This window comes from Arthrobacter sp. GQ119 (genome assembly GCF_059759125.1).
The window spans coordinates 87,756-113,680 of sequence record NZ_JCAXEA010000017.1 but is presented as its reverse complement, the minus strand read 5'-3'; the positions used below and the strand labels follow the sequence as shown (position 1 = coordinate 113,680).

The window sequence follows — 25,925 nt, the reverse complement described above, 5'->3', positions numbered from 1 at the left end:
GAAACTAGACGCTGGCGGCTACTCCGTCGCGGGAGATGGACACCATCTCCTCACGCGGCACAACCTTGATGCGCTCACGCTTGACCTCAACACCGTGCGAGCCGCCGGCCGCGGTGGCGTCGGCGCCCAGGGCGAGCTCGTGCGCGTCCAGGGCCAGCCAGCCTTCCCAGCTGGTGTACTCCACGCCGCGGCTTTCCAGCAGGTCGACGACGGCGCTGGCCTCGGGTGCCTCGGCAACCGGGAGGTTTTCGCGGTCTTCCAGCAGGTACGTCACGGTTTCGAGGGCGTCGCCCTTGGTGTGGCCGATGAGGCCGACGGGGCCGCGCTTGATCCAGCCGGTGGCGTAGATGCCCGGCACATGCTCGCCGGACGCGTCCAGGACACGGCCGCCGTCGTTCGGGATGACGCCCTTCTTGTGGTCGAACTCGATCTCCGGCAGGGCCGAACCAAAGTAGCCGATGGCGCGGTACACGGCCTGCACCGGGTAGTCGATGTACTCGCCGGTGCCGCGGGCGTTGCCCGTGCCGTCCAGCTCGGTGCGCTCGAACTTCATGCCGGCAACGCGGCCGGGGGTCTCGGCGTCGTCGTAAATCTCCACCGGGCTGTGCAGGAAGTGCAGGTGCAGGCGGCGGGAGGCCTTGAGCTCGGAGACGTCCTCGGGCTGCTCGGCGATCCAGTTGGTGAGCGTGCCCACCATGGTCTTGGTCTGGTTGTTGGTCTGGACCTGGCGGTCGGACTCTTCGTCGAACTCGAAGTCCTCCGGGTACAGGATGATGTCCACGTCCTTGGAGTGGGACAGCTCGCGCAGCTCCAGCGGGGTGAACTTCACCTGGGCCGGGCCGCGGCGGCCGAAGACGTGGACGTCCGTGACGGGCGAGGCCTTCAGGCCGGCGTAAACGTTGTCCGGAATCTCGGAGACCAGGAGGTCGTCGGCGTGCTTGGACAGGACGCGGGCCACGTCCAGTGCCACGTTGCCGTTGCCGATCACGGCAATTTCCTTGGCGTCCAGCGGCCATTCGCGGGGAACATCCGGGTGGCCGTCGTACCAGGAGACGAAGTCCGCGCCGCCGTAGGAGCCCTCGAGTTCGATGCCCGGGATGTTCAGGTCCGCGTCCTTGATGGCGCCGGTGGCGAAGATGACGGCGTCGTAGTGCGTGCGGAGGTCCTCGATGGAGAGGTCCGTTCCGTAGTCCACGTTGCCGAAGAACCTGATGTCTCCGCGGTCCAGCACCTTGTGCAGCGCGTTGACGATGCCCTTGATGCGCGGGTGGTCCGGGGCAACGCCGTAGCGGATCAGGCCGTAGGGCGCCGGGTAGCGGTCAAAGAGGTCGATGCTCACGGTCAGCTCGCCGCTCTTGACGGCTTCGCTCTTGGTGAGGATGTCCGCGGCGTAGACGCCGGCCGGGCCGGAGCCGATGACGGCCACACGCAACGGGCGGGCAGCGGTTCCTACGGTGGTGCTGGTTGACACGGCTGTGTTCCTTTTCTTCAGTCCCGACTCGGGGGGCTAGGGGGTGAGAACGCGGGTGGTGCTTGTGCGGGGCTTGTTGGGGCTGGTGGTGCTGTAGTCAGCGGTCTTGAAGTGCGACGGCGCGAAAGGGCTCACGCGGACAACGTCACCAATGACGATCACGGCAGGATTCGCGACGCCGGTGGCCTCGGCTTGGTCGGCGATGGTTGCGAGTGTGCCAATCGTCACGCGCTGGTTCGGCAGGTAGCCGTTCTCCACAATACCAACCGGGGTGTCCCCGGGCAGGCCGGCTTTGCCGAGAGCGGAGGCCGATTCACGCAGCTGGCCGACGCCCATCAGGAGCACCACGGTGTGGTCGGGGCGGGCCGGGACCTCTGACAGTTCCTCGTGCCCGGTGACCACGCTGAAGCCCTTGGCAAGGCCCCGGTGTGTCACGGGGATGCCGGCGGCTGCGGGTACGGAGATGGCCGATGTCACGCCGGAGACCACCTCAACCTCGACGCCGTGCCGGCGGCAGAATTCTGCTTCCTCGCCGCCGCGGCCCAGGACATAGGGGTCTCCGCCCTTGAGGCGCACCACGCGGTGGCCTTTCAGGGCTTCGTCGACGAGGATCCGGTTGATCCCGGCCTGCGGAACGGGGTGGTGGCCGGGGGTCTTGCCCACCTCGATGACGCGGACATCGGGGGCCAGTTCGTTGAGCAGCTCACGGGGGCCGAGGCGGTCTGCCACCACGACGTCGGCCTGGCCAAGGAGCCGGCGGCCGCGGACGGTGATGAGGCCGGTGTCGCCGGGGCCGCCTCCCACGAGGGCCACGGAACCCGCGGTGGCGCCGTCCTTCGATATACGGCGGCGGCGGAGCGGCAGGTCACCGGATTCGAGGGCGGTGGCGACGGCGTCGCGCAGGGCCATCGCACGGCGCGGGTCTCCCCCGGCGTTCACGGCGATCTTGACGTCGTCAACCACGGCTACGGCCGGTGTCCAGGCGGCGGACGCTTCATGGTCGGAGGCGTTGACGCACCAGATGCGCTGCGCTTCGGCGTCGGCCGATACCCGGGCGTCCACAGCGGAATCGCCGGTGGCTGTCTGAACGAACCAGACGCCGTCGACATCCTCGGAGCGGTAAGCGCGCGGCTCCCAGGTGAGCAGGCCGGCGTCGGCGAGTTCACGGAGCGGGTCGGAGGCAACCGGGGCCACCACGGTGACGCGGGCACCGGCGTCGAGCAGGCCCTTGGCGCGGCGCGTGGCGACTGGCCCGCCGCCCACCACGAGCACGGGTCGGCCGAGCAGGCGCAGTGCCGTCGGGTAGATGTCCTGAATTGCCATGAATCAACGGTAGGGCCGCGTCACATTGACCAACAACGGCGGCGGAAACACCAGTTCACGCAAGGTAACGCTGCGTCACAAATGTATCCCGGTGGTGACGGGTGCACAGAGAAGGCGGACGCCTATCCATAGAGGCCGGTACTGAGATAGCGCAATCCGGAGTCCACGATGATTGTGACAACAGTTGCGTCGGGGCCGAGCTGCTGAGCTACGCGGAGAGCGGCAATAACATTTCCTCCCGAGGAAGTGCCTGCGAAGATGCCTTCCTCGCGGGCAAGGCGTCGGCTCATGGCCATAGCATCGTCTGAGGAGACCTGTTCGATGGCATCCACTGCCTCCGGTTCCCATAAGGGCGGAAGGAAGCCGATGCCGATTCCTTCGATCCTGTGGGAGCCCGTAGGGCCTCCGGAAAGCACAGCGGACTCGGCCGGCTCAACCGCGACGACGCGCATCCCTGGTATATGGGCGCGGAGGGCATGTGCTGCGCCATGGATGGAGTGTGCGGTGCCAACAGACTGTACAAGGGCGTCCACCTGCCCGCCCGACTGCTGCCAGATCTCCTCTCCCAACGCCAGGTAACCAGTGACGGCGTCACGGTTATTGAGCTGGTCGCACGCCCAATGGGAGGGCTGCACGCTGAGCTCGCCGGCGCGGGCGATCATCGCCTTGATCAGTTGTTCCGTAATGCGTCCATGATCGCTGGGCACGTCCTCCACGATTGCTCCGAGGGCCTCCATGGTGCGGCGTTTCTCGTTGCTGAACGCGTCCGAGAAGACGACGTGGAGCTTGTAGCCCTTGGCCGCGCAGACGAAAGCAAGCGAGATACCGGTTGTCCCCGCGGTGTACTCAACGACCGTATCTCCGGGGGCGAGATCTCCCCGCGCCTCCGCTCCCCTTATCGCCGCAAGCGCCATCCGGTCCTTCATGCTGCCCGTAGGATTCGCCCATTCGAGCTTGGCGAGGATCCTTGCCGAGCCCGGCGGCACGACTTTCCTGAGCTCAATGAGCGGCGTGGAACCAATCCCGGCCAGCACTCCGTCGCCAGCCTCCAGTGCACGCTTCATGACCTTTTCCTCCCTCGCTGAACGGCGTCCCGCTTCCGGATGGTGTCAAGGTATACCGGCACTGATTCATGGCACCAGTAGTAGCTTGTGCAACGTGGCGCACGGCTGAGAAGCGGCTGACGAGTGACAGCAGAAAGCCCGACGGCGATTATCGCCGTCGGGCTTTCTTGGGGCCTGTTGGAGGTGCTTAGCGGGTGCTGCCGGCCAGGAGGCCGCGGCGGCGGAGGAGGCGCTTTTCAATGGGGCCGAAGACGAGCAGCTCGATGAGGATGCCCACTGCGAGAATCAGCAGGATCGCTGACATCACGATGGTCATGTCGGCGAGGTCGCGGCCCTGGTTCAGCATGGAGCCAAGGCCGAAGCCGATGGTGCCGCCCACGGCGATGATTTCCGCGGCCATGAGCGAGCGCCAGGAGAACGCCCAGCCCTGCTTCAGGCCGCCCAGGTAGCCGGGAAGGGCCGCGGGGAGAATGATCTGCACGGCCATCTCCAGCCGGGAGGCACCCAGCACCGTGCCGACCCTGCGGTACTGCGGCGGAATCTGGTCCACGCCTGAGATCAGGCCGTTGATGATGGACGGGATGGCGCCCATGAACACCACGAAATAAACCGTGGCGTCGGTGAGGCCGAACCAGATAATCGCCGCGGGGACCCAGGCCACGGACGGCAGGACCTGCAGCCCGGAGATCAGCGGGCCGAACGCCCGGCGCAGCGGAGCCACCTGGGCCAGCAGCAGGCCGATCGGCGTGGCGATGACAACGCTGATCAGGAAGCCCAGCAGCCCGCGCTGCAGCGACGTCCACACAGCCTCCACGAGGGACCCCTCAGCCCACAGCGTGCCGAACTGCTCGAGCACATCCATCGGGCCCGGCACCTGGTCGCGGCGCTTGAGGCCGAGCGAAACATAGAACTGCCAGATGATCACGAGCACCACGATGGCGGCGATCGGCAGCAGTACACGGCTCCATTCGATCCTGGCCTTGCGGGCAGCGTCGGACTGCAGGGAGTCCAGTCCGGATTCGAGTTCGCGCAGGTCGGCCGAGCCGGTGGAGGACCGCGTCAGTGCGGCATGGATTTTGGTGGATTCCCCGGTTCCCACAGCCGGCGCCTCAGCGGCCTCGACCGGCAGGGCGGGGGCGGCATCCGGCGCAGAGTCAGACAGGAACTTACTTGGCATGGCGGCGGATCTCCTCTCGCAGCCGGGCGGTGATGACCCCGGTCAGCTGTCCGGCAAGACCGGCGTCGGTACGGTGTTCTTCGGTGACGTTCCATTCCTGGACGACGCGGCCGGGCCGGGAGGACAGCAGCAGCACGCGCTGGCCGAGGCGGACGGCCTCGCGGACGTTGTGCGTCACGAACACGATCGTGCGTCCCGTTTCCTTCCAGATGCGCTCGAGTTCGTCGTGGAGCAGGTCACGGGTAATCGCGTCGAGGGCGGCGAACGGCTCGTCCATCAGCAGCAGCTGCCGGTCCTGCGCGAGCGAACGCGCCAGGGCCACGCGCTGGCGCATGCCGCCGGAAAGCTCATGCGGGCGCTTGTCGGCCGCCTCGGCCAGGTGCACGAGGTCAAGCAGCTCGGCAGCCTTGGTGCGGCGGTCGGCCTTGCCCACGCCGCGCAGCTTCAGGGCCAGCTCAACATTCTCCCTGGCCGTCAGCCAGGGGAAAAGAGCAGAGTCCTGGAACATGAAGGCGGCGCCGTCGCTGGGCACCTCAAGAGCGCCCGACGTCGGGACCTCCAGTCCCGCCATGATGTTCAGCAGGGTCGATTTGCCGCAGCCGGACGCACCGAGGAGGGCGACGAATTCGCCTTTGCCGATGGTGGCGTTGACGTCGTCCAGCACCGGGGCGCCGTCGCCGAAGCGCTTGCCCAGGTTTTCCAGTACGACTGGCATAGTCCCGTCCTTTGTTCGTGGTGCGTTGTGTGCTGCCTCAGCAGTGGCTAGTCCCGGCCAAGCCCTGCTGCGGAAGTCTTTGTCTGGGTCACCGTATTGAGTGCACGGAGGTCGAAAATGCCGTTGAGGTCGGCCTGCTTGGTGGTTCCGGCGTCCACGCCGTCCTGAAGCAGCTTCGTATAGGTGCCGGCCAGCGGGTCCACCGTGAACACGATGTTCTGCAGCGACCGGTCAATGACGTTCTGCTGCAGCGCCTTGCCGGAGTCCTTCTTGAGTGCGGCGTTTACCTTGCTGGCCTTTTCGGCGGCCGGGGTGTCGTTGAGCCACTGCACTGCCTGGACGTGGCCCTTGAGCAGGGCTTCCACCGTCTGCGGGTGCTCCGCGGCAAACTTCTTGTTCACAATCAGGACCGTGGTGGGGAACTCGCCCGGCTTCCCGGTCTGGGATCCGTCCCACAGGTCCTTCTCATCGACCAGGACCTTGGCCCCGGCCTGGAGCACCAGACGGGACGCCCACGGCTCCGGCACCCACGCGCCGTCGAGCTTTCCGTCCTGGAACAGCTTCAGCGTCTGGGCATTCTCGGTCGGGTTGATGGCGACGTCCCCGCCGCCGTCGGGAGTGGTCTTGAAGCCCTGCTCGGCCAGCCAGGCGCGCAGCGCCACATCCTGCGTACCGCCCAGCTGCGGGGAAGCCAGGGTCTTGCCTTTCAGGTCGGCTGCAGACTTAATTTCCGGCTTCACCACAAGCTGTGCACCGCCCGAGGCAGCGCCCGCGATGATGCTGATGGACTCACCCTTGCTCTTGACGAACGAGTTGATGGCCGGGTTCGGCCCGATATACGTCGCGTCGATGGCCCCCGCGTTGAGTGCCTCCACCGCGGCGGGGCCGGCGTTGAAGACCTGCGTGGACAGCTTGGTGCTGCCCAGGTTCTTCGCAATGAAGCCTTCGTTGACGCCCACCAGGGCCGGGGCATGCGTGATGTTGCCGAAGTAGCCCAGCTTGAGCTCATCAGCGGGGCCAATGGGGGCTGTAGGCGCTGCAGACGCGTTGGTGTCCCGCGACACTGCGGAGGCCACAACAGCCCCCACGATGATCAGCAGGACCAAGCCAAGGGCCAGGACGATCTCCAGGGCACGCCTCCGCTTGGGCACGTGGCTGTCGCCGGCCTCAATGCGGGTCATGCCCGGCCTGGAACTAGTCATGGATTCACCATAGGGAGTGTCGTTAACCCGGTTCAATGAGCCGGAAACCGGGGGTCACGCGCGTTCATCTAACGTCACATTCGGCCATATGAACACACGGAACTCATCCTCCAGGTCAGTCCCCCTTGACGTTGATGATCTGCCGCAGTTTGTGGCGCACGCGGACGAGGTCTGCGGCGTCGTGCATGACCTGGTCTATCGGCTTGTAAGCTGCAGGAATCTCGTCGATGAAGGCCTCCGTGGCGCGGAATTCGATCCCGTGCATGGCCTGCTTCAGCTCCGTCAGGGAAAACGTCTTGCGCGCCGCATTCCGTGAGTACTCCCGGCCCGCACCGTGCGGCGACGAGTTCAGGGACACCGGGTTGCCGAGCCCCTCCACAACGTAGGAAGCCGTGCCCATGGATCCCGGAATCAGGCCCGGATCTCCCGCTTCGGCCTTGATGGCCCCCTTTCGCGACACCCAGACGGACTTTCCGTAATGGGTCTCCTGCTGCGTGAAGTTGTGGTGGCAGTTGATCCGCTCCTTCTCGTGGACCGGGCCGCCCACCCAGCGGCCGAACTGGGTGATCACGCGGTCCATCATTTCCTCACGGTTCAGCAGTGCGAAGCGCTGGGCCCAGCGGAGTTCCTTGATGTAGTGCGTGAATTCGGCGGTGCCCTCTTCCAGGGAGGCCAGGTCCGGGTCAGGCAGGACCGTCCCTTTCGCTGCGGCCAGCCGGCGCGCCACGTTGATGTGGTGCTGCGCGATCTTGTTGCCTATCCCCCTGGAACCGGAGTGCAGGAACAGCCAGACGGCGTCCGTTTCATCCACGCAAACTTCGATGAAGTGGTTTCCGGACCCGAGCGAGCCAAGTTGCAGGGCCCACTTCGGCACATACTGGCCGGGGTCAAACCCGGCCTTGGCGGCCAGTTTCCTCAGCTCAGCGACGCGCGGTTCGGCTGTGGCGAGAACGGTCCGGTTGTTGTGGCCCGCCGACAGCGGAATGACACGCTCAATGTCCTCGCGCAGCCGCTTCCGGTCCTTGGGCAGGTCCTTCAGCACATACTGCGTCCTGACGGCAATCATTCCGCAGCCGATGTCCACGCCCACAGCGGCGGGAATGATGGCGCCGAGCGTCGGGATGACGGAGCCGACGGTGGCGCCCTTGCCGAGGTGCGCGTCCGGCATCAGCGCCAGATGCGGATAGATGAAGGGAAGCCGGGCGGTGGCCAGCGCCTGCTCGCGCGTCTTGTCATCCAGGATGGACGCCCAGTTGATGAGCCGGTTATTGATGGTTTCCACGACTTCCCCTCCGCTGGATGGGCTGGGCCCGGCTGGGGCCACGATCCGGCTGGACAGGGTGAAACTATTGCCCACGTGCCGGGCTGAGTCAAGGGATGCCGCCTGCTGGGGGCTTACCGTATTTGTGGGCCGGAATCCGGCCCCGAGGAAGGAGAAGCATGGTTGACGTCCAGACCGAGATCTTGATCCGCCGGCCGCGTTGGGAAGTGGCCGCCTATGCCGCAAATCCGGATAACGCCCCACAATGGTACGAGAACATCCACTCGGCGGAGCGGCTCACCGCGGGACCGATCGATGTCGGTTCGAGGGTGGCCTTCACGGCCAAGTTCCTGGGCCGGGAACTGAACTACACGTACGAATTCCTCGAGTACGTCCCAGGCAAGAAGCTCGTGATGCGCACCGCCCAAGGGCCGTTTCCGATGGAGACGACCTACACATGGGCAGAGGTCAGCGGCGGGACCCGGATGACGCTGGGCAATACCGGCAGGCCGTCGGGCTTCTCGCGGGTCGCGGGCCTGTTCATGGCGCCAATGATCCGCAGGGCAACGCGCAAGGACCTGCAGAAGCTCAAGTCGATCCTCGAAGAGGGAACGGCCAGCGATCTCGCCTAGCCCACGGATCGGAGGAACAGCGAAGCCCCGGTCCGGAAAATTCCGAACCGGGGCCTCTGCGGTCAGAGCAGGCGCATCAGATGCTGTAGCGCTCGTCCTCGTGGTCGCCGGGGTGGTCCTTAACCAGGCCCGCGGCGAGGGTGTTGCCGTCCAGCGGGTCGATCACCAGGAACGCGCCGGTGCGGCGGTGGTGCAGGTAGTTCTCCAGCGGCAGCGGCGCGGCGAGCCGGAGCTGCGCGTGGCCGATGTCGTTGAGCTCCAGGCTGGACGCACCTTCGAGGTTGAAGGTGGCCAAGTCCAGCTTGCCGCTGACACTGCGGACCAGTGCCTGGACGGTGCGGGCGCCGTGCTTGACCAGGACCTTGGCGCCCTCGCGGAGCGGCTTCGGGGACAGCCAGCACAGGGCCGCGTACAGGTCGGCGGAGCTTTCCCGGACGGTGCCGGCTGCGGCGATGGTGTCACCGCGGGCGACGTCGAACTCATCGGCCAGGCGGATCGCCACCGACTGCGGCGCGGCTGCCTCCTCCAGCGAGGTACCGGCGAAGTCAATGCCGATGACGGTGGTGATGCGCGGGTCCTGGCCGGGCGTCAGCACGCTGACCTTGTCCCCCACCTTGACCGAGCCCTCGGTGATCTGACCGGCGTAGGCGCGGTAATCCCGGTACGCCTCGGGGTCGAGTCCGCCGGCAACGGCGTCGGGGGCCAGGGCGCCCTGTGGCCGGATGACCAGCTGCACCGGGAAGCGGAAGCTCTCCAGGTGGCTTTCGAGTTCATCGGCGGCGGGCAGCGTCTCGAGCACCTCGAGCAGCGCAGGTCCGGTGTACCAGGGGGTGCGCTCCGAGCGCTCCACCACGTTGTCGCCGTCGAGCGCGGAAACCGGAACCACCAGCAGGTCCGTGATGCCATCGGAACCGAGGCCGAGCTCGCGGCCCACCTGCTGCACGTCCGCCTCGATCTCGCGGAACACAGACTCGCTGAAGTCCACGAGGTCGATCTTGTTCACGGCCACGATCACGTGGGCAACCCGCAGCAGCTGCAGCACGGAGAGGTGCCGGCGGGTCTGCTCCAGGACACCCTTGCGGGCGTCAATGAGTACGACGACGGCGTCCGCGGTGGACGCGCCGGTCACCGTGTTCTTGGTGTACTGCACGTGGCCGGGGCAGTCCGCGAGGATGAAGCTGCGGCGGTCCGTGGCGAAGTAGCGGTAGGCGACGTCGATGGTGATGCCCTGCTCGCGCTCCGCACGCAGGCCGTCAGTCAGCAGCGCCAGGTCAATGCCGCCAGCCGCTCCGCCGAACCCGCGGTCCGCTGACGTGCGGGCCACGGCGTCGAGCTGGTCGGCGAGGATCGCCTTGGAGTCGTGAAGGAGGCGGCCCACGAGAGTGGACTTGCCGTCGTCGACCGATCCGGCGGTGGCGAAACGGAAGAGCGTGGCGTTGGTCAGCGGGGCTTCATCGAGGAGGGCTGCCGCGCGGGCGGTATCAATATCGGTGCTCATTAGAAATAGCCATCCTTCTTGCGGTCTTCCATGGCGGCCTCGGAGATGCGGTCATCCGCACGGGTGGCACCACGTTCGGTGATGGTGGAGGCGGCAACTTCGATAACGACGTCGCGCACGGTGGCGGCAGCCGATTCGACGGCGCCGGTGCAGGACATGTCGCCGACGGTGCGGTAACGGACGGTCTTGGTGATGACTTCCTCATCGGGCCGCGGCTGGGAGACCTCGCCGACTGCACGCCACATGCCGTCGCGGGCGAAAACCTCGCGCTCGTGGGCGTAGTACAGGCCGGGCAGCTCGATGTTTTCGCGCTCGATGTAGCGCCACACGTCCAGCTCGGTCCAGTTGCTGATGGGGAACGCGCGGACGTGCTGGCCCACGGTGTGGCGACCGTTGTACAGGTTCCACAGCTCGGGGCGCTGGTTGCGCGGGTCCCACTGGCCGAACTCGTCGCGCAGGCTCAGGATGCGTTCCTTGGCGCGGGCCTTGTCCTCGTCACGGCGACCGCCGCCGAAGACGGCGTCGAACTTGTTGGACTGGATGGCGTCCAGCAGCGGGATGGTCTGCAGCGGGTTGCGGGTGCCGTCCGCACGCTCGGCAAGCTCGCCGCGGTCGATGAATTCCTGGACGCTGCCGACGACGAGCTTCAGGCCCAGCCGTTCCACGGTCCGGTCACGGAAGTCGATGACCTCCGGGAAGTTGTGGCCGGTGTCCACGTGCAGCACCGGGAACGGAACCTTGCCCGGCCAGAACGCCTTGGTGGCCAGGTGCAGCATGACCACGGAGTCCTTGCCGCCGGAGAAGAGCAGCGCAGGCTTCTCGAACTCGGCAACAACCTCGCGGATGATGTGGATGGCTTCGGACTCGAGGGCGTCCAGGCTGGAGAGGCGCGTGGAAGCTGCGACGTCGGTCACCTGGGTGGGCTCCTCGGTTAGAAAAGTGCTCATACGTGTAGTCCGCATTCTGTCTTGTTGGTTCCTGCCCAGCGGCCGGCGCGGGGATCATCGCCGGGTGCCACCTTGCGGGTGCAGGGCTGGCAGCCGATCGACGGGTAGCCCTGGGAGAGGAGCGGGTTGACGGGAAGGAGGTTGTCATCGGAGTACTGGACCAGCTGGTCGAACGTCCAGGCGGCCACCGGATTGACCTTGACCAGGCCGTTGGCTTCGTCCCAGGTCACCAGCGGGGTGTTGGTGCGGGTGGGGGCTTCATCGCGGCGGACGCCGGTGAACCAGAGTTCGTAGCCGGCGAGCGTGCGGCGCAGCGGGGCCACCTTGCGGAGCGCGCAGCACTGGGCGGCGTCGCGGGCAAACAGGTCCTTGCCCAGGAGCCGGTCCTGCTGTTCCACGGTGTTCTCCGGAAGGACGTCCACCACGTTGACACGCAGGTTCGCCGCCACCTCATCGCGCGTGGCGTAGGTTTCCGGGAAGTGGTAGCCGGTCTCGAGGAACAGGACGTCGACGCCGGGAAGCTGGTCCGCGACGAGCGCCGGCAGCACGGCGTCGGCCATGGAGCAGGCGACGGCGACGGCGGGCATCTCGAAGTTGCGCTCCACCCAGGCGATCACGTCGCGGGCGGGGGCGTCCCAGCCGAGTTCGGCGGCGCCGGCCTCGGCGAGGGCCTTGAGCTCCTCGTGCGAGCGGAGCGTGGGCCCACGGCCACCGGGGTCCCCGGCCGAGCTTGCGAGGTTGGGGTGTGGCTGGGGAGTTGTCACTGGAGGGCCTCCTCGTCTGCGGCGTGGGCCCACTCGGCGAAGGTCTGGCCTTCGGCACGGTCGGCCACGAACTTCCGCACCACGCGTTCCACGTAGTCCGGCAGGTCCGCCACGTAGACCTTCAGGCCGCGGACGGTACGTCCGAGGCCGGCCTCTTCGCGGTCGGCGGAAGCCAGCCCGCCGCCCAGGTGAACCTGGAAACCCGGGGTGGGGTCGCCGTCGGGCGTGGGGAGCATCATGCCCTTGAGCCCGATGTCCGCGGTCTGGATGCGGGCGCAGGAGTTGGGGCAGCCGTTGATGTGCAGGGACAGGGCCTGCGGCAGCTGGCCGCTGTCGGCCAGGTCCGCGAGGCGGCGCTCCAGCTCGGCAACGGCGGTGGCCGCGGTGACCTTCGTTTCCACGATGGCCAGCTTGCAGTACTCGATGCCGGTGCAGGCGATGGTGCCGCGGCGGAAGACGGACGGGCGGGCGGACAGGCCCAGGGCGTCCATTTCGGCGACCAGCGGTTCAACCTCGTCCTTGGGCACATCCAGCACCACCAGCTTCTGGTGCGGGGTGGTGCGCAGCCGGTAGGAGCCGCGGGCTTCGAGGGTGTCCGCGAGCTTCACCAGCTGGGAGCCCGAGAGGCGGCCCGCAATCGGGGTGGCGCCGATGAAGAACTTGCCGTCCTTCTGCTCGTGCACGCCCACGTGGTCGCCCGGGGTGGACGGCTTGGGGGCGGCGGGGCCGTCAGCCAGCTTGTAGCCGAGGTATTCGTCCTCGAGGATCTGGCGGAACTTCTCCGGACCCCAGTCAGCCATCAGGAACTTCAGGCGGGCCTTGGTGCGCATGCGGCGGTAGCCGTAGTCTCGGAAGATGCTGGTGACGCCGAGCCACACGTCCGCCGCCTGCTCCGGCCTGACGAATGCGCCGAGGCGCTTGCCGAGCATCGGGTTCGTGGAGAGGGCGCCGCCGGCCCAGAGGTCGTAGCCCACACCCAGTTCGGGGTGCTTGACGCCAACGAGAGCGAAGTCGTTGATCTCGTGGACCACGTCCTGGCTGGGGTGGCCGGTGATCGCCGTCTTGTACTTGCGCGGCAGGTTGGACAGCAGCGGGTTGCCGATGAAGCGCTCCCCCAGCTCGGCGATGAGCGGGGTGGGGTCGATGATCTCGTCCTTGGCGATGCCGGCCACCGGGGATCCCAGGATGACGCGCGGCACGTCGCCGCAGGCTTCCGTGGTGGACAGGCCGATGCCTTCGAGGCGGCGCCAGATCTCGGGGATGTCTTCGACGCGGATCCAGTGCAGCTGGATGTTCTGGCGGTCGGTGAGGTCCGCGGAATCGCGGGCGAAGTCGACCGAGATGTTGCCGATGACGCGCAGCTGCTCGGTGGTGAGCGCGCCGCCGTCGATCCGCACGCGGAGCATGAAGTACTTGTCCTCAAGCTCATGCGGCTCAAGCGTGGCGGTCTTGCCGCCGTCGATCCCGGGCTTGCGCTGCGTGTAGAGGCCCCACCAGCGGAACCTGCCGTGCAGGTCCTGGCTGGGGATCGCGTCGAAGCCTTCCTTGGAATAGATGGACTCGATACGCTCGCGGACGTTGAGGCCGTCGTCTTCCTGCTTCCAGGTTTCGTTGGCGTTCAGCGGGGTGGTTCCGTCCACCTTCCACTGGCCGTGAGGCTTGGCGGCGGGGCGCGAGGCACGGGCTGGGCGCGCGGGCTTTTCCGCGGGCTTGTCGGTGGCCGCTCCGGCTAGAGCTGTATCAGTCATGCATCGACTGTAGAGCCGCCCCGAAACCCGCCACAAAGGCCCCGGAAACGCTAAGTCACCTAGGGAAATATTTCGTCATGAATCGCCGGAGGGCCTTGAACGGACCCGCAGGCTGTGCTTGCACTGGCCCTTCCCGTCCACGTCCGCGGACCGGCCACATCCGCGGTCCATTCGGCCAGCGGCGCTCAGGCCCGCGCGGCGTGCGCGGCCAGGGCGGCGTCGTAACGCTCCAGCGCGATCTCGGCGAGCACCGGCGACGGCAGCAGCGGCGCGGTCACCAGATCGGCACCGGCCTTGGCGAGCTGGTCGTGGAAGAAGCCCGGCGCGAGGAGGTAGGAGGCGATGACCACCCGGCCACCCAGGTCCACTCCCCCCGCGGACTCCCCGGCGCCCGCACCGCCCGCGGCTTCCTCACGGAGGATGGCGACGGCCTCGGGCACCGAAGGCTTGGCGGACGCACCGTAAGCGGGGAGGATGCGGTTGGAGCGCAGGACGCGAAGCTGGTCGGCGAGCTCCTCCACGCTGACCGCCGCGTTGGGGTTTGACGAGCCCGCGGCGGCGAGGACCACTGCGTCATTGTCTGTCACACCGGCCTCGAGGAGCCGCTGGTCCAGCAGGGCGGCCAGGCGCGGGTCCGGGCCCAGCGGCGCTGCGGCAACGCTCCCGGGGCGGCTCTTGACGGCACGCGCGATGTCCACCTTCACGTGGTAACCCACGCTGAGCAGCAACGGGACCACGACGGCCGACGCGGCGGCCGTTCCGCCGTCGGGATCCGCGGGAAGGCCCGCCACCACGTCCACAAGATCGGGCTGCTGGACATCCACATAGGCCTCGCGGACATCGAGCCCGGGCCGGAGCGCCGCGATGGCGTCACGGAGGGCGTTGACCTCGGCTGCCCCCTGCACGTTGGAGGTCCCGTGGGCACAAGCGATCATGATCGGGCTGTTCATAGGGGCTAGCGTAACGTTGGAGCTGCACTGTCCGCCCCCTGAAATTAGCCGGGACGCTTCATGACATTCCCTTTTGACATCGCCCTGGTATGGCTGGACCTGGCCGGCATCTTCTTCTTCGCGGTTTCCGGATCCCTGCTGGCAGCGCGGAAGCAGTTCGACTTCCTCGGCTCACTTCTCCTCGCGTCCCTTGTTTCGCTCGGCGGCGGGGTGATCCGCGACATCATCCTCAACAGCGGTCCGCCGGCAGCCTTCACCAATCCCGCGTACCTCGTGCCTCCCCTGCTCGCCACAGTGCTCGTGTACTTCCTGTTCTCCAGCGTCCAGCGCTTCACCTCCCTGCTCATCCTGTTCGACGCCGGGGGCCTGGCGCTGTTCTGCATCACCGGCACGCTCAAGGCTCTGGCGTTGGGAATGAACCCGGTGGCGGCGGTCCTGTTGGGCGTGACGACGGCGGTGGGCGGAGGCCTGCTGCGCGACATCACCGCCAACGAGGTTCCCCAGCTGTTCGACGCCAGCGACATCTATGCCCTCCCGGCCTTCACCGGCGCGGCGCTCACCACCATCCTGTGGGGCCTTGGTGCCTTCAACGCCCTGTCCGCGTGCGGCGTCGCGGCCGTGGTCTTTGCGTTCCGCGTGGTGGCCTGGCGCCGCTCGTGGCACATTCCGCTGGCCGTCCGCGGGTGGTCCCGGCTGGGGCTGGACACCGGCAATTCGAGGGGCCGGGATTAGCTAGGATAAGAGCCATGACTGACATGTTCCTCGAGAAGTTCCGCGCGCTTGTTCCGAAGTATCTCGAAGACGAATGGCAGGAAGAGGACGGGCTGCCGGCTGACGAGCTCGATTCCGCCCTCGCCGAGCACCAGTTCACCGTTCCCCTGGTGCTGCGCGAGTTTTACCTGGCCCTCGGCGGCTGCGAGGACCTCATGGAGGCCTACCACTACTTCTGGGACCCCGAGGAACTCGAGGTGGACGACGAAGGCTTCCTGATGTTCCTCGAGGACGAGGAAGAAAACTTCACGTGGGGCTTCCGCGTGGGCGACCTCAGCGTCCCCGACCCCATCGTGTACCGCCGCAACAACGCCCGCGGCCAGTGGAAGAGCGAAGAGGGGACCTTCTCCGAGTTCGTCTTCGACATGTTCGACTGGGCGTTCACCGACGAGGACTAGGCCTCTTTGGTGCCGTCCTGACGCTCTTTGGCCACCGAGGGGCCGCGACTCGCCGCTGAGCCTGCGTGTCGTGGGCCCCGCTGTGGCAAAGAAGGTCACGACGGCGGCACTCACTTGGCGCCGACAGTCACCAGTCGGGTGCGAACCTGCCCAATGCCCGCAGACGCAGCACTGCACGGACCTGATCCACCATGGCCTCGGGGTGGTGCACCACGTCGTCATAGTAATAGTGCAGTGTGAGACGGCCCCCGAGCATGCCGGCATTGTTCCTCCGCTGGTCCTTCTTAACCTGCCGGGGTTCAAAGTGTGTGGAGCCGTCCAGCTCCACCACCAGGCATTCCTCAACCAGGCAATCCACTTCGCCCACGCCCAGCAGGTTGACATGCATGCGGACTTTGAGGCCGGCGCGGATGAAGTGCGTACGGGCCAGTATCTCCAGAACGGAGTCCGCCCGCGGAATCAGCAGGTCCAGCACGGCACGGGCCTTGCCATTCCTGTTCCCGGCGAGTTTGCCCCTCAGGAAGTCCGCGGAGATCTGGCCTCTGCCCGTGGCCGACTGAACGAGGACCAGCGCTTCAAGCTCTGGCAGGCATTTCAGTGCATGAAGGAGCACATCGGCCAACCCTGCCACGGGACTCGCGGGGTCGGGGGCATGCGTGCACGGGCCATGGTTAATCACGCCGGCCTTTGGCACACCGTTCCCGCAGCTCAGGTGCACAGCTTGCGGCGGATGTAGCGCCCAGAGGCTGTGGAACCGCGCTGCCGACACGCATGTGAGCCGGCCATTCGCCCTGAAGGCGGCCAGGACGCCGTCGTCCGCGTTGGGCAGCGAGTACACCCCGCGGAGAGGCCGGAACAGCCGGCCGGAATCAACAGCAGCCTCAAGCGCGGACCGTTCGAACCCGGCGCGCAGGAGCACACTCCTCTGGGCCGCTCCGCCGCGTCGGGCCAGGAAAGCTTCAAGGTCCATGGATCAACGGTGGCCCTGACCCGCGGCAATGGGCAGATCCTGCCTGGGCCATGTGGACAATGCGGCCCACCCTGGCTCCGTCGTGACCCACTTTCGCGGCGGACTGCCCACGACGCGCTGCTCCATCGGCGTGTCCCTCCCCGTTAGAGCCCAAACAGGGTGAGGACGGCTGCAAGCCCCGTGACACACTGATTAACAAGCGACTTGAATAATATGACAAACCTGTCATAGACTTATTCACGGGTCCACTAAATGCCTCCGGTGGATTTGATGCGAACGGAGAAACGGCCCCGGTTCCAAGCAGTGTGGCGCTGCTGGGAACCGGGGCCGTTCCGTTTAAGCGGGTTGAGCGCTAGCTGGCGCGGTCCACCACGGCCCGGGCAAAGCTGGACAGCGACGCCTTCACTACTCCCTCGGGCAGCGGGGCGAGGGCGGCAATCGCCTCGTCGGCCCACGCACGGGCAACCACCCACGATTCGGCGGTCACGGGGTGCTCGCGCAGCCCGGCAACCGCTTCGGCCAAGGCCTCGTCGGAGGAGAGGTCGCCGTCGATCAGTTTGAGAAGTTCGACGGCGGACTGGTCGCCTTGCGCCGCAGCGCTGCGCAGGAGCAGCACGGGCAGCGTGGGGACACCTTCGCGCAGGTCCGTGCCCGGAGACTTGCCGGACTTCACCTTGACGCCGGTGACATCAATGACGTCATCGGCGAGCTGGAAGGCGACGCCAACCTTTTCGCCGTATTCCACCAGGACGTCCTCGTAGGCCTCGTCGGCGCCGGAGAAGATGGCGCCGAACTGGCCGGAGGCCGCCACCAGGGATCCGGTCTTGTCAGCGATGACGGAGAGGTAGTGCTCAACAGGGTCCTCGTCCGGGCGCGGTCCCACGGTTTCGTGCAGCTGGCCCAGGCACAGGCGCTCAAAGGTGCGGGCCTGGATGCCCAGGGCCCGGGAACCCAGCTCGGACACGAGGATGGAGGCGCGGGCGAAAATGAGGTCTCCCGTAAGGACAGCCACGGAGTTTCCCCAGACCTCGTGCGCCGTGGGGGCACCGCGGCGGAAGGGGGCCGAGTCCATGACATCGTCGTGGTACAGCGTGGCGAGGTGCGTCAGCTCCACCACCACGGCGGCCTGCACCACGGCGGGCAGCGAGGCGTCGCCAAGGTGGGCGCACAGCAGGGTCAGCAGGGGCCTGATGCGCTTGCCCCCGGCCTCCACGAGGTGACGCGACGTTGCGTCAGCCAGCGGGTCCGAGTTGGCAATGGCCTCGCGGAGCTTTTTCTCCACGCGGGCCAGATTGTTGGTGATGGCGGGGCCGAGATCAGGGTCCTCCGCAATGGCCGCGAATCCTGCCGGCAGCTGCAGTCCGGTGGCGATGGCGGTGGTGTTGAGGCTGGGTTCGGAGGCCGGCAGTCCATGCCCGGCGTGCGTCCAGCTGTGGTTAGCGGAGTTGGTCACGGGTTAACCCTAACTTTTTGTTGCGGAAACCGCTGATTTGATGCGGGAGGGCGACGGGGCGGATGTGTTGGAGGTGGCCGGCACCAGCAGTTCCAGAACCCGGATCACGCGGTCCTCGAAGCCCTTGGCCGACGGGTCGGTCAGGTTGGCCAGGAGCCGGACCACGAAACGCATCAGCACGGGGATGGGCATGCCGGTGCGCAATGCGAGCTTCATGACCGCCGGCTTGCCGATCAGCGCGGCAAACGCCCGGCCGAGCGTGAAGTGCGAACCCCACTGTTCCCGCACGTAGTCCGCGTACCCCGCAAGGTGCGCATCGGCGTCGTGCGCGGACAAGCGGCCGGAAGCAGACCCGCCAGCAGACCGGGCAGCGTCAATGATGAACTCCGCCGCGAACCTGGCGGACTCCATGGCGTAGGAAATGCCCTCGCCGTTGAACGGGGACACCATGCCGCCGGCATCGCCCAGGAGCAGGAGTCCGGGCGAGTAGTGGGGCGTGCGGTTGAACCCCATGGGCAGGGCGGCGCCGCGGATCTCCCCCACCTGGTTCTCGGGCGTGAAGCCCCACTCGGCAGGCATGCCGGCGGTCCATTCGCGGAGCACCTGCTTGTAGTCCAGCTTGCCGAATTCCTTGGAGGAGTTCAGGATTCCCAGGCCCACATTGGACGTGCCATCGCCGACGCCGAACACCCAGCCGTAGCCGGGCAGGAGCTTGCCGTCGCGTCCGGGGAGTTCCAGCCAGCCTTCCATCCAGTCGTCCTCGTGGCGGGGCGAGGTGAAGTAAGTGCGGACGGCCACGCCGAGGGGCCGGTCGTCGCGCTTCCGGATGCCGAGGGAGACGGCGGTGCGGCTGGAGTTACCGTCCGCGGCGAGCACGACGTCGGCGGTAAAGTCGCGCGTCTCCCCCGTCTTGCGCCCTGACTCGTCCAGGATGGCGGCACGGACGCCGGTCACCCTGCCGTCGTCGCCGTGGAGCGCTTTGGTGACGCTGTAGCACTCCAGCACGACGGCGCCCGCGGCTTGGGCGTGACGGGCCAGCTCCTCATCGAAGCCGAGTCGGGTGCGGATCAGGCCGTATTGCGGAAAGTCCGATACCTCGGGCCACGGCAGTTCGATGGAGCGGCCGCCGGCGAGCAGGCGCAGACCCTTGTTCCGGCGCCAGCCGTCCTCCTCGGGGTGCGGAAGTCCCAGCTTCTGGATCTCACGCACTGCCCGGGGCGTGAGGCCGTCGCCGCACACTTTTTCACGCGGGAAGCTGGTCTTTTCCAGGACGGTGACGTCGATGCCGGACTTGGCGAGGTAATACGCGGCGGTGGAACCGGCCGGACCCGCGCCAACAATCAGTACTTTCACAGTGTCAGCGGGTGATACGCGGGATGTTGCGGCGCAGCTTGGCCACCGGGCCGGAGTGGGCCGCGATCGAGGCGGCCGAGCCGTTGCCGACGGGCGGCTTGTGAGCACGGTGAACGGCCACGATGCCACCGCTGAGGTTGCGGTACGTGACGTCGTCCCAGCCGGCTTCCTGCAGCCACGCGGCGAGGTGGTCCTGGTCCGGCCAGGCGCGGATCGACTCGGCGAGGTACACATAGGCGTCCGGGTTGGAGGACACCTTGACGGCGATGGCAGGCAACGCGCGCATGAGGTATTCGGTGTACATGGTGCGCCAGAGGGGCACCACGGGCTGGGAGAACTCCGCAATGACGAGCTTGCCGCCGGGCTTGGTCACGCGAAGCATCTCGGCCAGGGCCTTTTTCGGCTCGTTGACGTTGCGCAGGCCGAAGGAGATGGTGCTGGCATCGAAGGTGTTGTCCGCGAAGGGCAGGTTGGTGGCATCGCCGGCGATGAAGTCGATGTCCGGGCGGCGCCGCTTGCCCACTTTGAGCATGCCAAGGGAGAAATCACAGGCCACGACGTCTATGCCCGCATCGGCATATGGCTCGCTGGACGTCCCTGTTCCCGCGGCCAGATCGAGAACGCGCTGGCCGGGCCGGACATCCACGGCTTCCACCACAACCTTGCGCCAGCGGCGGGTCTGCCCCATCGACAGGACATCGTTGACGACATCGTATTTCGGTGCGACGTCGTCAAACATCGTGGCTACTTCGTCCGGACGCTTTTCCAAGGATGCTCGGTTCACCCTGTCAATCTACCCGAATGTCCTGGATTTCACGTGCCGGACCGTTGCCGCGGCTGGCAGAAAAGTACTTGGAATTACTTACCAGAGTAGTGTTGATCCATCATGACCAGAACGCTCCGCACTCTGACAGTCCCTTTGCATGGAGAATCGACCCCCGGGGGGCTGCCGTCGTATCTGGTGCGGGACGACGTTCTGTGCTGGACGCGGCGCGAGGCCGGACTCGTGGGCTTCGGCGAGGTGGCCCGGTTTACAGCCACCGGCCCCGAGCGGTTCCTCGAGGCGGACATCTGGTGGCGGCACCTTGTCATCGAGGCCGACATCACGGACCACGTCGATTGCCCTGGCACCGGCCCGGTGGCCTTCGGCTCGTTCGCGTTCTCCAAGGTGTCGGCGCATGAATCCCGCCTCATCGTGCCCGAGATCGTGGTGGGCCACCGGGACGGCCGCACCTGGCTCACCCAGATAACGGCCGACGACGGCGAACTCACCGAAGAGGGCGCCCTCGCCGCTTTGAGGGGGTGGCTGGAGTCTGGCACCTCGCCGGCCAGCGGCGAGACGCCCGCCAGCGGCGAGACGCCGGCCAGCGGCGAGACGCCCGCGGAGCCAGGCTCCGCCGTCGGGCTTTCCGGAACTTCCACCCTGGAAACCGGCTCGCTCAGCGAAGAGGACTGGATGGCCGCCGTCGCGGCTGGTGTTGCCGAGATCCGCACGGGCAGGCTGGAAAAGCTGGTGCTGGCCAGGGACGTCGTGGCTACCGTGCCGGAGGGTGTCAACGCGGCCGAGGTCTTGCGGCAGCTCGCCATCCGGTACCGGGAATGCTGGGCCTACGGCGTGGACGGCCTGGTGGGCGCCACCCCCGAAATGCTGATCCAGGTGGAGGGCCGCACCGCCCAGGCGCGGGTCCTCGCGGGGACACTGGACCGCCGCGACGCCGTGGGCGAGGCCGGGCTGCCCCTGGACTACGCCGAGCGGGTACTGGCCGGCTCTGAAAAGCAGCGGCACGAGCACGAGATCGCGATCCAGTCGCTGACCACGCAGCTGGCGCCGTTCTCGGAGGCCATGAATGCACACAGTGAGCCGTTCATCCTGGAGCTGCCGAATGTGTGGCATCTGGCATCGGACGTCAAGGCTGAGCTCACCGAGGTGGAGGGCCATGTGCCCACCTGCCTGGCCCTGATCAATGCCCTGCACCCCACGGCTGCGGTCTGCGGCACCCCCACCAAGGTGGCGGGCGCGTTGATCCGCAAGCTTGAGCACATGGACCGCGGCCCTTATGCCGGGCCGGTGGGCTGGCTCGACGCGGCGGGGAACGGCGAGTGGGGCATTGCCCTGCGCGGGGCCGTCATCGAGTCGAGGACCACCGTGCGGTTATATGCCGGATGCGGCATAGTCGAAGGCTCGCATCCGGACGCGGAACTGGCCGAGACGTGGGCCAAGTTCCGTCCGATGCTGGAATCGCTGGGCATCAGCCACTAAACCTGCAGCAGACCTAGCAGCGGTCCTCCGTCCGGGATACCGGACACCCACGGCCCGGCGGGGCTTGCCAAGCGGCCATTTTAGTTATCCAATAGTGAAACTTAGTTTTCTGTGATGCACATCTCACAAACAGCGTTACACTATTAGCCGTCTTAGTTCCGCATCCCCTGCAACAAAAGGTAAAGAAATGCAGCTCAAGTCCCTTGCCGCGGCCAAACTCAATGCCAAGGCAGCCGCGCTCCTCGCCGTTGGGGCCCTCAGCCTCACCGCATGTGGCGACGGCGGCGCAACCCCCGCAGCCACAAGCAGCGACGGCGCCGTGCAGCTCATCAACTCCGGCAAACTGACCGTCTGCTCGGATGTCCCCTACGAGCCGTTCGAATTCCAGAAGGACGGCAAGATCGTCGGCTTCGACATGGACATCGCCGCCGAGGTCGCCAAGGACATGAAGGCCGAACTGAACGTGGTGGACAGCTCGTTCGAAGCCATCGAGACCGGCACGGCCCTGACCCAGTGCGACGTTTCCATCTCCTCGATTTCGATCACGGAACCGAGGAAGGCCGTCATGGACTTCTCCGAGCCATACTTGAACGACGACCTGACACTGGTTGCCACCGACGCGTCCGGCATCACGAATCTCGACGGTGCCAAGGGCAAGAAGGTGGGCGTCCAGCAGGCCACCACCGGCGCCAAGTTCGCGCAGGAGAAGGGCCTGGACGCCCAGCAGTTTGAGGACACGGGCCTGCTGGCCCAGGCGCTTAAGGCCGGCACCATCGATGCCGCCCTGGGCAACCAGTCGGTCCTCGGCTACGCCATCAAGGATGACCCCAGGTACAAGCGCGTGGAGGACTACGCCACCGGTGAAAAGCTGGGCATCTCGGTCAAAAAGGGCAACACCGCCATGCTTGACCAGGTCAACGCCACTCTGAAGCGCCTTACCGACGACGGAAGCCTCAAGAAGTTTGAGACCACCTGGTTCGGCGAAGCCACCAAGTAGCCAACGCGCCTGAGACCTACGCAGCAGGGGCCCCGTTCAGGATCTGTCCAGCAGTCCGTACGGGGCCTCAACTGCGCAAAACGATTGTGAGTAGACCATGGCAATGACAATGACCGCACGTCAGCGAGCCAGAGTAAGCCTGTATGTCCAAGCCGGAATCTTTGTCGTGGCCATGGCCGCGCTGATCCTGGCCACCGACTGGAAGACGATCGGCAACAGCGTCTTCAACTTCGGTAAGATCGGGCCGATGTTCCCGGACATCTTCGTCTCGGGGCTGAGGAACACCCTGATCTATACCTTCCTCGGATTCATTGTGGGCCTGTCCGGCGGCCTGCTGCTGGCCCTCATGAAGCTCTCCAGTTTCCCGCTGTACCGCTGGATTGCCACCGGCTACATCGAATTCTTCCGCGGCATCCCGGCCCTGCTGGTGTTCATCGCCTTCGGATACGGCGTTCCGCTGGCCTTCGGCGTTTCATGGAACGTGACCGTTGTGGTGATGATTTCCCTCGGCATGGTCGCCGCGGCCTACATCGCCGAAACCCTCCGCGCCGGACTGCAGGCAGTACCGAAGGGCCAGATGGAGGCCGCGCGTTCCCTGGGCATGCCCCAGTGGCTGGCCATGGTCACCATCGTCATCCCGCAGGCCTTCAAGATCGTCCTGCCGCCGCTGACCAACGAGGTCATCCTGCTGACCAAGGACTCGTCGCTGATTTACGTGCTGGGCCTGACCGCTTCGCAGTACGAGCTCACGAAGTTCGGCCGGGACGGCATCTCCAGCCTGGGCGCGGGCCTGACGCCGCTTCTGGTGGCCGGTGCGTTCTACCTGGTGATCACCATCCCGCTGAGCCTCCTGGCCCGGAAGTTCGAAAGCCGCTCCGCGCGGACCAAGCGATAGGCAGAGAAGTCAATGAACGACGTCGTAACCAACTCCCGCAACCACACCGGTTCCCTCAACGCCGCCGGTGTTTCCATACAGAACCTGCGCAAGTCCTACGGGACCAACGAAGTCCTCAAGGGCATCAGCCTGAACGTGGCGCCGGGAGAGGTCGTCTGCCTGATCGGTCCGTCCGGATCCGGCAAATCCACCCTCCTGCGCTGCGTGAATCTCCTGGAGCAGCCCAACGAGGGCAGCATCCACGTGGGTGGCTTCGACGCCACGGACCCCGACGTGGACATCGACAGGATGCGCCGCAAGGTGGGCATGGTGTTCCAGCAGTTCAACCTGTTCCCGCACCTGAGCGCACTGCGGAACTGCACCGTCGCCCAGACCAAGGTGCTCAAGCGCTCCCAGTCCGAAGCGGACAAGGTGGCGAAGGCCAACCTGGAGCGCGTGGGGCTGGGGCACCTCGCCGACCGGTACCCGGACCAGCTGTCCGGCGGCCAGCAGCAGCGCGTGGCCATTGCCCGTGCGCTGAGCATGGACCCGGAGCTGATGCTGTTCGACGAGCCCACATCGGCCCTCGACCCGGAGACCGTGGGCGACGTCCTCTCCGTCATGCGGAACCTGGCCAAGGAAGGCATGACCATGCTTGTGGTCACGCACGAGATGGGCTTCGCCCGTGAAGTGGCCGACCGCGTGGTCTTCATGGACGGCGGCGTGGTGGTGGAGGAAGGCGTGGCCGAACACGTCATCAGCTCCCCCAGCCAGGCCCGCACCAAGGAGTTCCTCAAGCGAGTGCTCGACCCGACGCACATCGACATCACGGAGTAGGCTCGACGCTTTTGTTGCCCGGCGACGCGCAAATGCCCCGGCGCTACTGGAATTCCGGTAGCGCCGGGGCATTTGCGCATCATGGGGCATTTTGCGTGTCGCCAGCCCGCCGGCTTTAGCGCGCTGACCGTGCACGACGGCGGGGCACGCCGGCCGCCGCCAGCTTCCGTTCCAGCCGTCCCGGCTTCATCAGGTCCGCCCAGACCCAGCGGACCACGGTGCAGCCGGTGGCACGGATCCTGTCTTCGCGGTACTTCTCGTCAACCACTGCCTGCGATGAACTCCGGCCCTTCAAGTATTCCGGCTTCAGGTATTTGTCCACACCGTCGAATTCCCCGGCGACGCGGACGCTGTGCCAGTAGTAGTCGGAGTAGCCAATCAAACTGTCATCACGGAACTCGTGCTGCAGGGCAGGTGCCTGGAATCCTGCGGCGAACATGAGGGCCCGGCCGTAGGACTCCCCCGCCGACGCCGACAGAGGATCGGCAAACTCAATGGCGGCGGCGATCCTGCGGCTCGCTGCCGCGGTGTAGTTCCCTTCAATTCCGGCCAGAAGCTCTGCCTTGGACAGCGCCGGCAGCCCCTTGACACTGTCCGGTCGAAGCACGTGGTCCAGCGGAACGACGGCCTCCGCGAAAGGCGTGAAAGCCGCAATGTCCAGGACAGTGCGGACCCGGCCGGTCACCAACAGCCCGTCGCGCCGGAACGCTTGCACGCCGGCAGGATCGGCATAGTGCCGGCGGACCCCCGCCCGGGACCGGCCGCCGTCGTTCTGAAATGTCAGTGCATGCACCGGGTGATGGTGACCGATCGTTGGAACGCCCCAGACGCTGGCCGCCGAATGCCTGGCAAACACCGCGGGTGCAATGAACGTTTCCGCCGCCGCCTGGACGCGCAGCCGGTACTGCTCCCACGGCCTCAGTGCGCCCCAGGCTGCCCCGTCCACATAAACGCCATGACGGATCCGGACGAGCGTGCCGGAGTTGCAGCGCCGGGCGAGCATCTTGGGGGTCAGTCCCTGCTGAATGTGCTCGCGGGCGAGGACCAGCCTGGGTAAATCCGTCATGGCTCGTACACTCGCAGGTCTCGGTGACGCCCGGACAGAGGCCAACGGCGCCATGTGGATAACCACCGGAGGCCCGGCCATGACGCGCTTCGACTCCGGCGACACGGAAATTACCCTGCGCGCACGGAATTCCGGCCGCGGGAGGTAATTTGCGCGTCGCCATGCAATTGCCGCGTCCCGCGCCCCGCCAGCCC

The 25,925-nt window shown here is 66.5% G+C and carries 25 protein-coding genes; 8 read left to right on the top strand and 17 right to left on the bottom strand.

Features of this window, described 5'->3' with window-relative positions; all coding sequences use genetic code 11:
* Positions 1-4: 4 nt before the first annotated feature.
* From AC6CH3_RS16380 to AC6CH3_RS16350, 7 genes are all read right to left on the bottom strand, one after another.
* Positions 5-1,471, bottom strand: coding sequence for an FAD-dependent oxidoreductase (locus AC6CH3_RS16380; RefSeq protein ID WP_498133421.1), 1,467 nt, complete (start codon positions 1,469-1,471; stop codon positions 5-7).
* 36 nt (positions 1,472-1,507) lie between these two features.
* Positions 1,508-2,794 carry a uroporphyrinogen-III C-methyltransferase gene (cobA, locus tag AC6CH3_RS16375; RefSeq protein WP_498133420.1) on the bottom strand — a complete coding sequence of 429 codons (1,287 nt, stop codon included), beginning with the start codon at positions 2,792-2,794 and terminating at the stop codon, positions 1,508-1,510.
* Between the two features lie 122 nt (positions 2,795-2,916).
* The gene (locus tag AC6CH3_RS16370; RefSeq protein ID WP_498133419.1) at positions 2,917-3,858 is read right to left on the bottom strand and encodes a PLP-dependent cysteine synthase family protein; all 942 of its coding nucleotides are present in this window, start codon (positions 3,856-3,858) and stop codon (positions 2,917-2,919) included.
* Positions 3,859-4,045: 187 nt separating this feature from the next.
* A complete protein-coding gene (locus AC6CH3_RS16365; RefSeq protein WP_498133418.1) occupies positions 4,046-5,035 on the bottom strand; it encodes an ABC transporter permease in 990 nt (329 codons plus the stop codon).
* The gene (locus AC6CH3_RS16360) at positions 5,025-5,750 is read right to left on the bottom strand and encodes an ABC transporter ATP-binding protein (protein WP_498133417.1); all 726 of its coding nucleotides are present in this window, start codon (positions 5,748-5,750) and stop codon (positions 5,025-5,027) included. Before AC6CH3_RS16360 ends, AC6CH3_RS16365 begins: the two co-directional genes overlap by 11 nt.
* 47 nt (positions 5,751-5,797) lie before the next feature.
* A complete protein-coding gene (locus AC6CH3_RS16355; protein ID WP_498133416.1) occupies positions 5,798-6,952 on the bottom strand; it encodes an ABC transporter substrate-binding protein in 1,155 nt (384 codons plus the stop codon).
* Between the two features lie 115 nt (positions 6,953-7,067).
* Positions 7,068-8,234: an RtcB family protein gene (locus AC6CH3_RS16350; RefSeq protein WP_498133415.1), complete on the bottom strand. Its 1,167-nt coding sequence runs from the start codon at positions 8,232-8,234 to the stop codon at positions 7,068-7,070.
* A 158-nt stretch (positions 8,235-8,392) separates the two neighbouring features.
* Between AC6CH3_RS16350 and AC6CH3_RS16345 the strand changes: the two genes are divergently transcribed.
* On the top strand, positions 8,393-8,845 hold the full coding sequence (locus AC6CH3_RS16345; RefSeq protein WP_498133414.1) for an SRPBCC family protein: 453 nt from the start codon (positions 8,393-8,395) through the stop codon (positions 8,843-8,845).
* Positions 8,846-8,921: 76 nt separating this feature from the next.
* On the opposite strand, the gene AC6CH3_RS16340 is transcribed toward AC6CH3_RS16345, so the two are convergent.
* The 5 genes from AC6CH3_RS16340 to AC6CH3_RS16320 form a co-directional block, all read right to left on the bottom strand.
* Positions 8,922-10,343, bottom strand: a complete 1,422-nt coding sequence (locus tag AC6CH3_RS16340) for a sulfate adenylyltransferase subunit 1 (protein WP_498133413.1) — start codon at positions 10,341-10,343, stop codon at positions 8,922-8,924.
* A complete protein-coding gene (gene cysD, locus AC6CH3_RS16335) occupies positions 10,343-11,290 on the bottom strand; it encodes a sulfate adenylyltransferase subunit CysD (protein WP_498133412.1) in 948 nt (315 codons plus the stop codon). The genes AC6CH3_RS16340 and cysD overlap by 1 nt, the downstream gene beginning before the upstream one ends.
* Positions 11,287-12,054 carry a phosphoadenylyl-sulfate reductase gene (locus tag AC6CH3_RS16330; protein WP_400578995.1) on the bottom strand — a complete coding sequence of 256 codons (768 nt, stop codon included), beginning with the start codon at positions 12,052-12,054 and terminating at the stop codon, positions 11,287-11,289. The genes cysD and AC6CH3_RS16330 overlap by 4 nt, the downstream gene beginning before the upstream one ends.
* On the bottom strand, positions 12,051-13,802 hold the full coding sequence (locus AC6CH3_RS16325) for a nitrite/sulfite reductase (RefSeq protein WP_498133411.1): 1,752 nt from the start codon (positions 13,800-13,802) through the stop codon (positions 12,051-12,053). Before AC6CH3_RS16325 ends, AC6CH3_RS16330 begins: the two co-directional genes overlap by 4 nt.
* Before the next feature lie 185 nt (positions 13,803-13,987).
* Positions 13,988-14,752 carry a sirohydrochlorin chelatase gene (locus tag AC6CH3_RS16320; protein ID WP_498133410.1) on the bottom strand — a complete coding sequence of 255 codons (765 nt, stop codon included), beginning with the start codon at positions 14,750-14,752 and terminating at the stop codon, positions 13,988-13,990.
* Between the two features lie 60 nt (positions 14,753-14,812).
* On the opposite strand from AC6CH3_RS16320, the gene AC6CH3_RS16315 reads away from it, so the two are divergent.
* Together AC6CH3_RS16315 and AC6CH3_RS16310 are read left to right on the top strand one after the other, a co-directional pair.
* Complete coding sequence (locus AC6CH3_RS16315; protein ID WP_498133409.1) at positions 14,813-15,484, top strand: trimeric intracellular cation channel family protein; 672 nt, start codon at positions 14,813-14,815, stop codon at positions 15,482-15,484.
* Positions 15,485-15,498: 14 nt separating this feature from the next.
* Positions 15,499-15,921: a hypothetical protein gene (locus tag AC6CH3_RS16310; protein ID WP_498133408.1), complete on the top strand. Its 423-nt coding sequence runs from the start codon at positions 15,499-15,501 to the stop codon at positions 15,919-15,921.
* Positions 15,922-16,048: 127 nt separating this feature from the next.
* Here the strand turns inward: AC6CH3_RS16310 and AC6CH3_RS16305 are convergent, their stop codons facing one another.
* From AC6CH3_RS16305 to AC6CH3_RS16290, 4 genes are all read right to left on the bottom strand, one after another.
* Positions 16,049-16,891 (bottom strand): endonuclease domain-containing protein, encoded by an 843-nt coding sequence (locus AC6CH3_RS16305; RefSeq protein WP_498133407.1) that lies wholly within the window; start codon positions 16,889-16,891, stop codon positions 16,049-16,051.
* A 352-nt stretch (positions 16,892-17,243) separates the two neighbouring features.
* Positions 17,244-18,344 carry a polyprenyl synthetase family protein gene (locus tag AC6CH3_RS16300; RefSeq protein WP_400579007.1) on the bottom strand — a complete coding sequence of 367 codons (1,101 nt, stop codon included), beginning with the start codon at positions 18,342-18,344 and terminating at the stop codon, positions 17,244-17,246.
* Between the two features lie 9 nt (positions 18,345-18,353).
* A complete protein-coding gene (locus AC6CH3_RS16295) occupies positions 18,354-19,697 on the bottom strand; it encodes a geranylgeranyl reductase family protein (protein WP_498133406.1) in 1,344 nt (447 codons plus the stop codon).
* Positions 19,698-19,701: 4 nt separating this feature from the next.
* Complete coding sequence (locus tag AC6CH3_RS16290; RefSeq protein ID WP_498133405.1) at positions 19,702-20,481, bottom strand: demethylmenaquinone methyltransferase; 780 nt, start codon at positions 20,479-20,481, stop codon at positions 19,702-19,704.
* 102 nt (positions 20,482-20,583) lie between these two features.
* Between AC6CH3_RS16290 and AC6CH3_RS16285 the strand changes: the two genes are divergently transcribed.
* From AC6CH3_RS16285 to AC6CH3_RS16270, 4 genes are all read left to right on the top strand, one after another.
* On the top strand, positions 20,584-21,957 hold the full coding sequence (locus AC6CH3_RS16285; protein ID WP_498133404.1) for an isochorismate synthase: 1,374 nt from the start codon (positions 20,584-20,586) through the stop codon (positions 21,955-21,957).
* A gap of 187 nt (positions 21,958-22,144) precedes the next feature.
* A complete protein-coding gene (locus AC6CH3_RS16280) occupies positions 22,145-22,954 on the top strand; it encodes an ABC transporter substrate-binding protein (protein WP_498133403.1) in 810 nt (269 codons plus the stop codon).
* A 103-nt stretch (positions 22,955-23,057) separates the two neighbouring features.
* On the top strand, positions 23,058-23,849 hold the full coding sequence (locus tag AC6CH3_RS16275) for an amino acid ABC transporter permease (protein ID WP_498133402.1): 792 nt from the start codon (positions 23,058-23,060) through the stop codon (positions 23,847-23,849).
* A gap of 12 nt (positions 23,850-23,861) precedes the next feature.
* Positions 23,862-24,665 (top strand): amino acid ABC transporter ATP-binding protein, encoded by an 804-nt coding sequence (locus AC6CH3_RS16270; protein ID WP_498133401.1) that lies wholly within the window; start codon positions 23,862-23,864, stop codon positions 24,663-24,665.
* A 115-nt stretch (positions 24,666-24,780) separates the two neighbouring features.
* On the opposite strand, the gene AC6CH3_RS16265 is transcribed toward AC6CH3_RS16270, so the two are convergent.
* Positions 24,781-25,731 (bottom strand): type IV toxin-antitoxin system AbiEi family antitoxin domain-containing protein, encoded by a 951-nt coding sequence (locus AC6CH3_RS16265; protein ID WP_498133400.1) that lies wholly within the window; start codon positions 25,729-25,731, stop codon positions 24,781-24,783.
* Here AC6CH3_RS16265 and AC6CH3_RS16260 point away from each other — a divergent pair.
* Positions 25,730-25,879: a hypothetical protein gene (locus AC6CH3_RS16260; RefSeq protein ID WP_498133399.1), complete on the top strand. Its 150-nt coding sequence runs from the start codon at positions 25,730-25,732 to the stop codon at positions 25,877-25,879. The genes AC6CH3_RS16265 and AC6CH3_RS16260 overlap by 2 nt on opposite strands.
* The last annotated feature ends 46 nt before the right edge of the window (positions 25,880-25,925 follow it).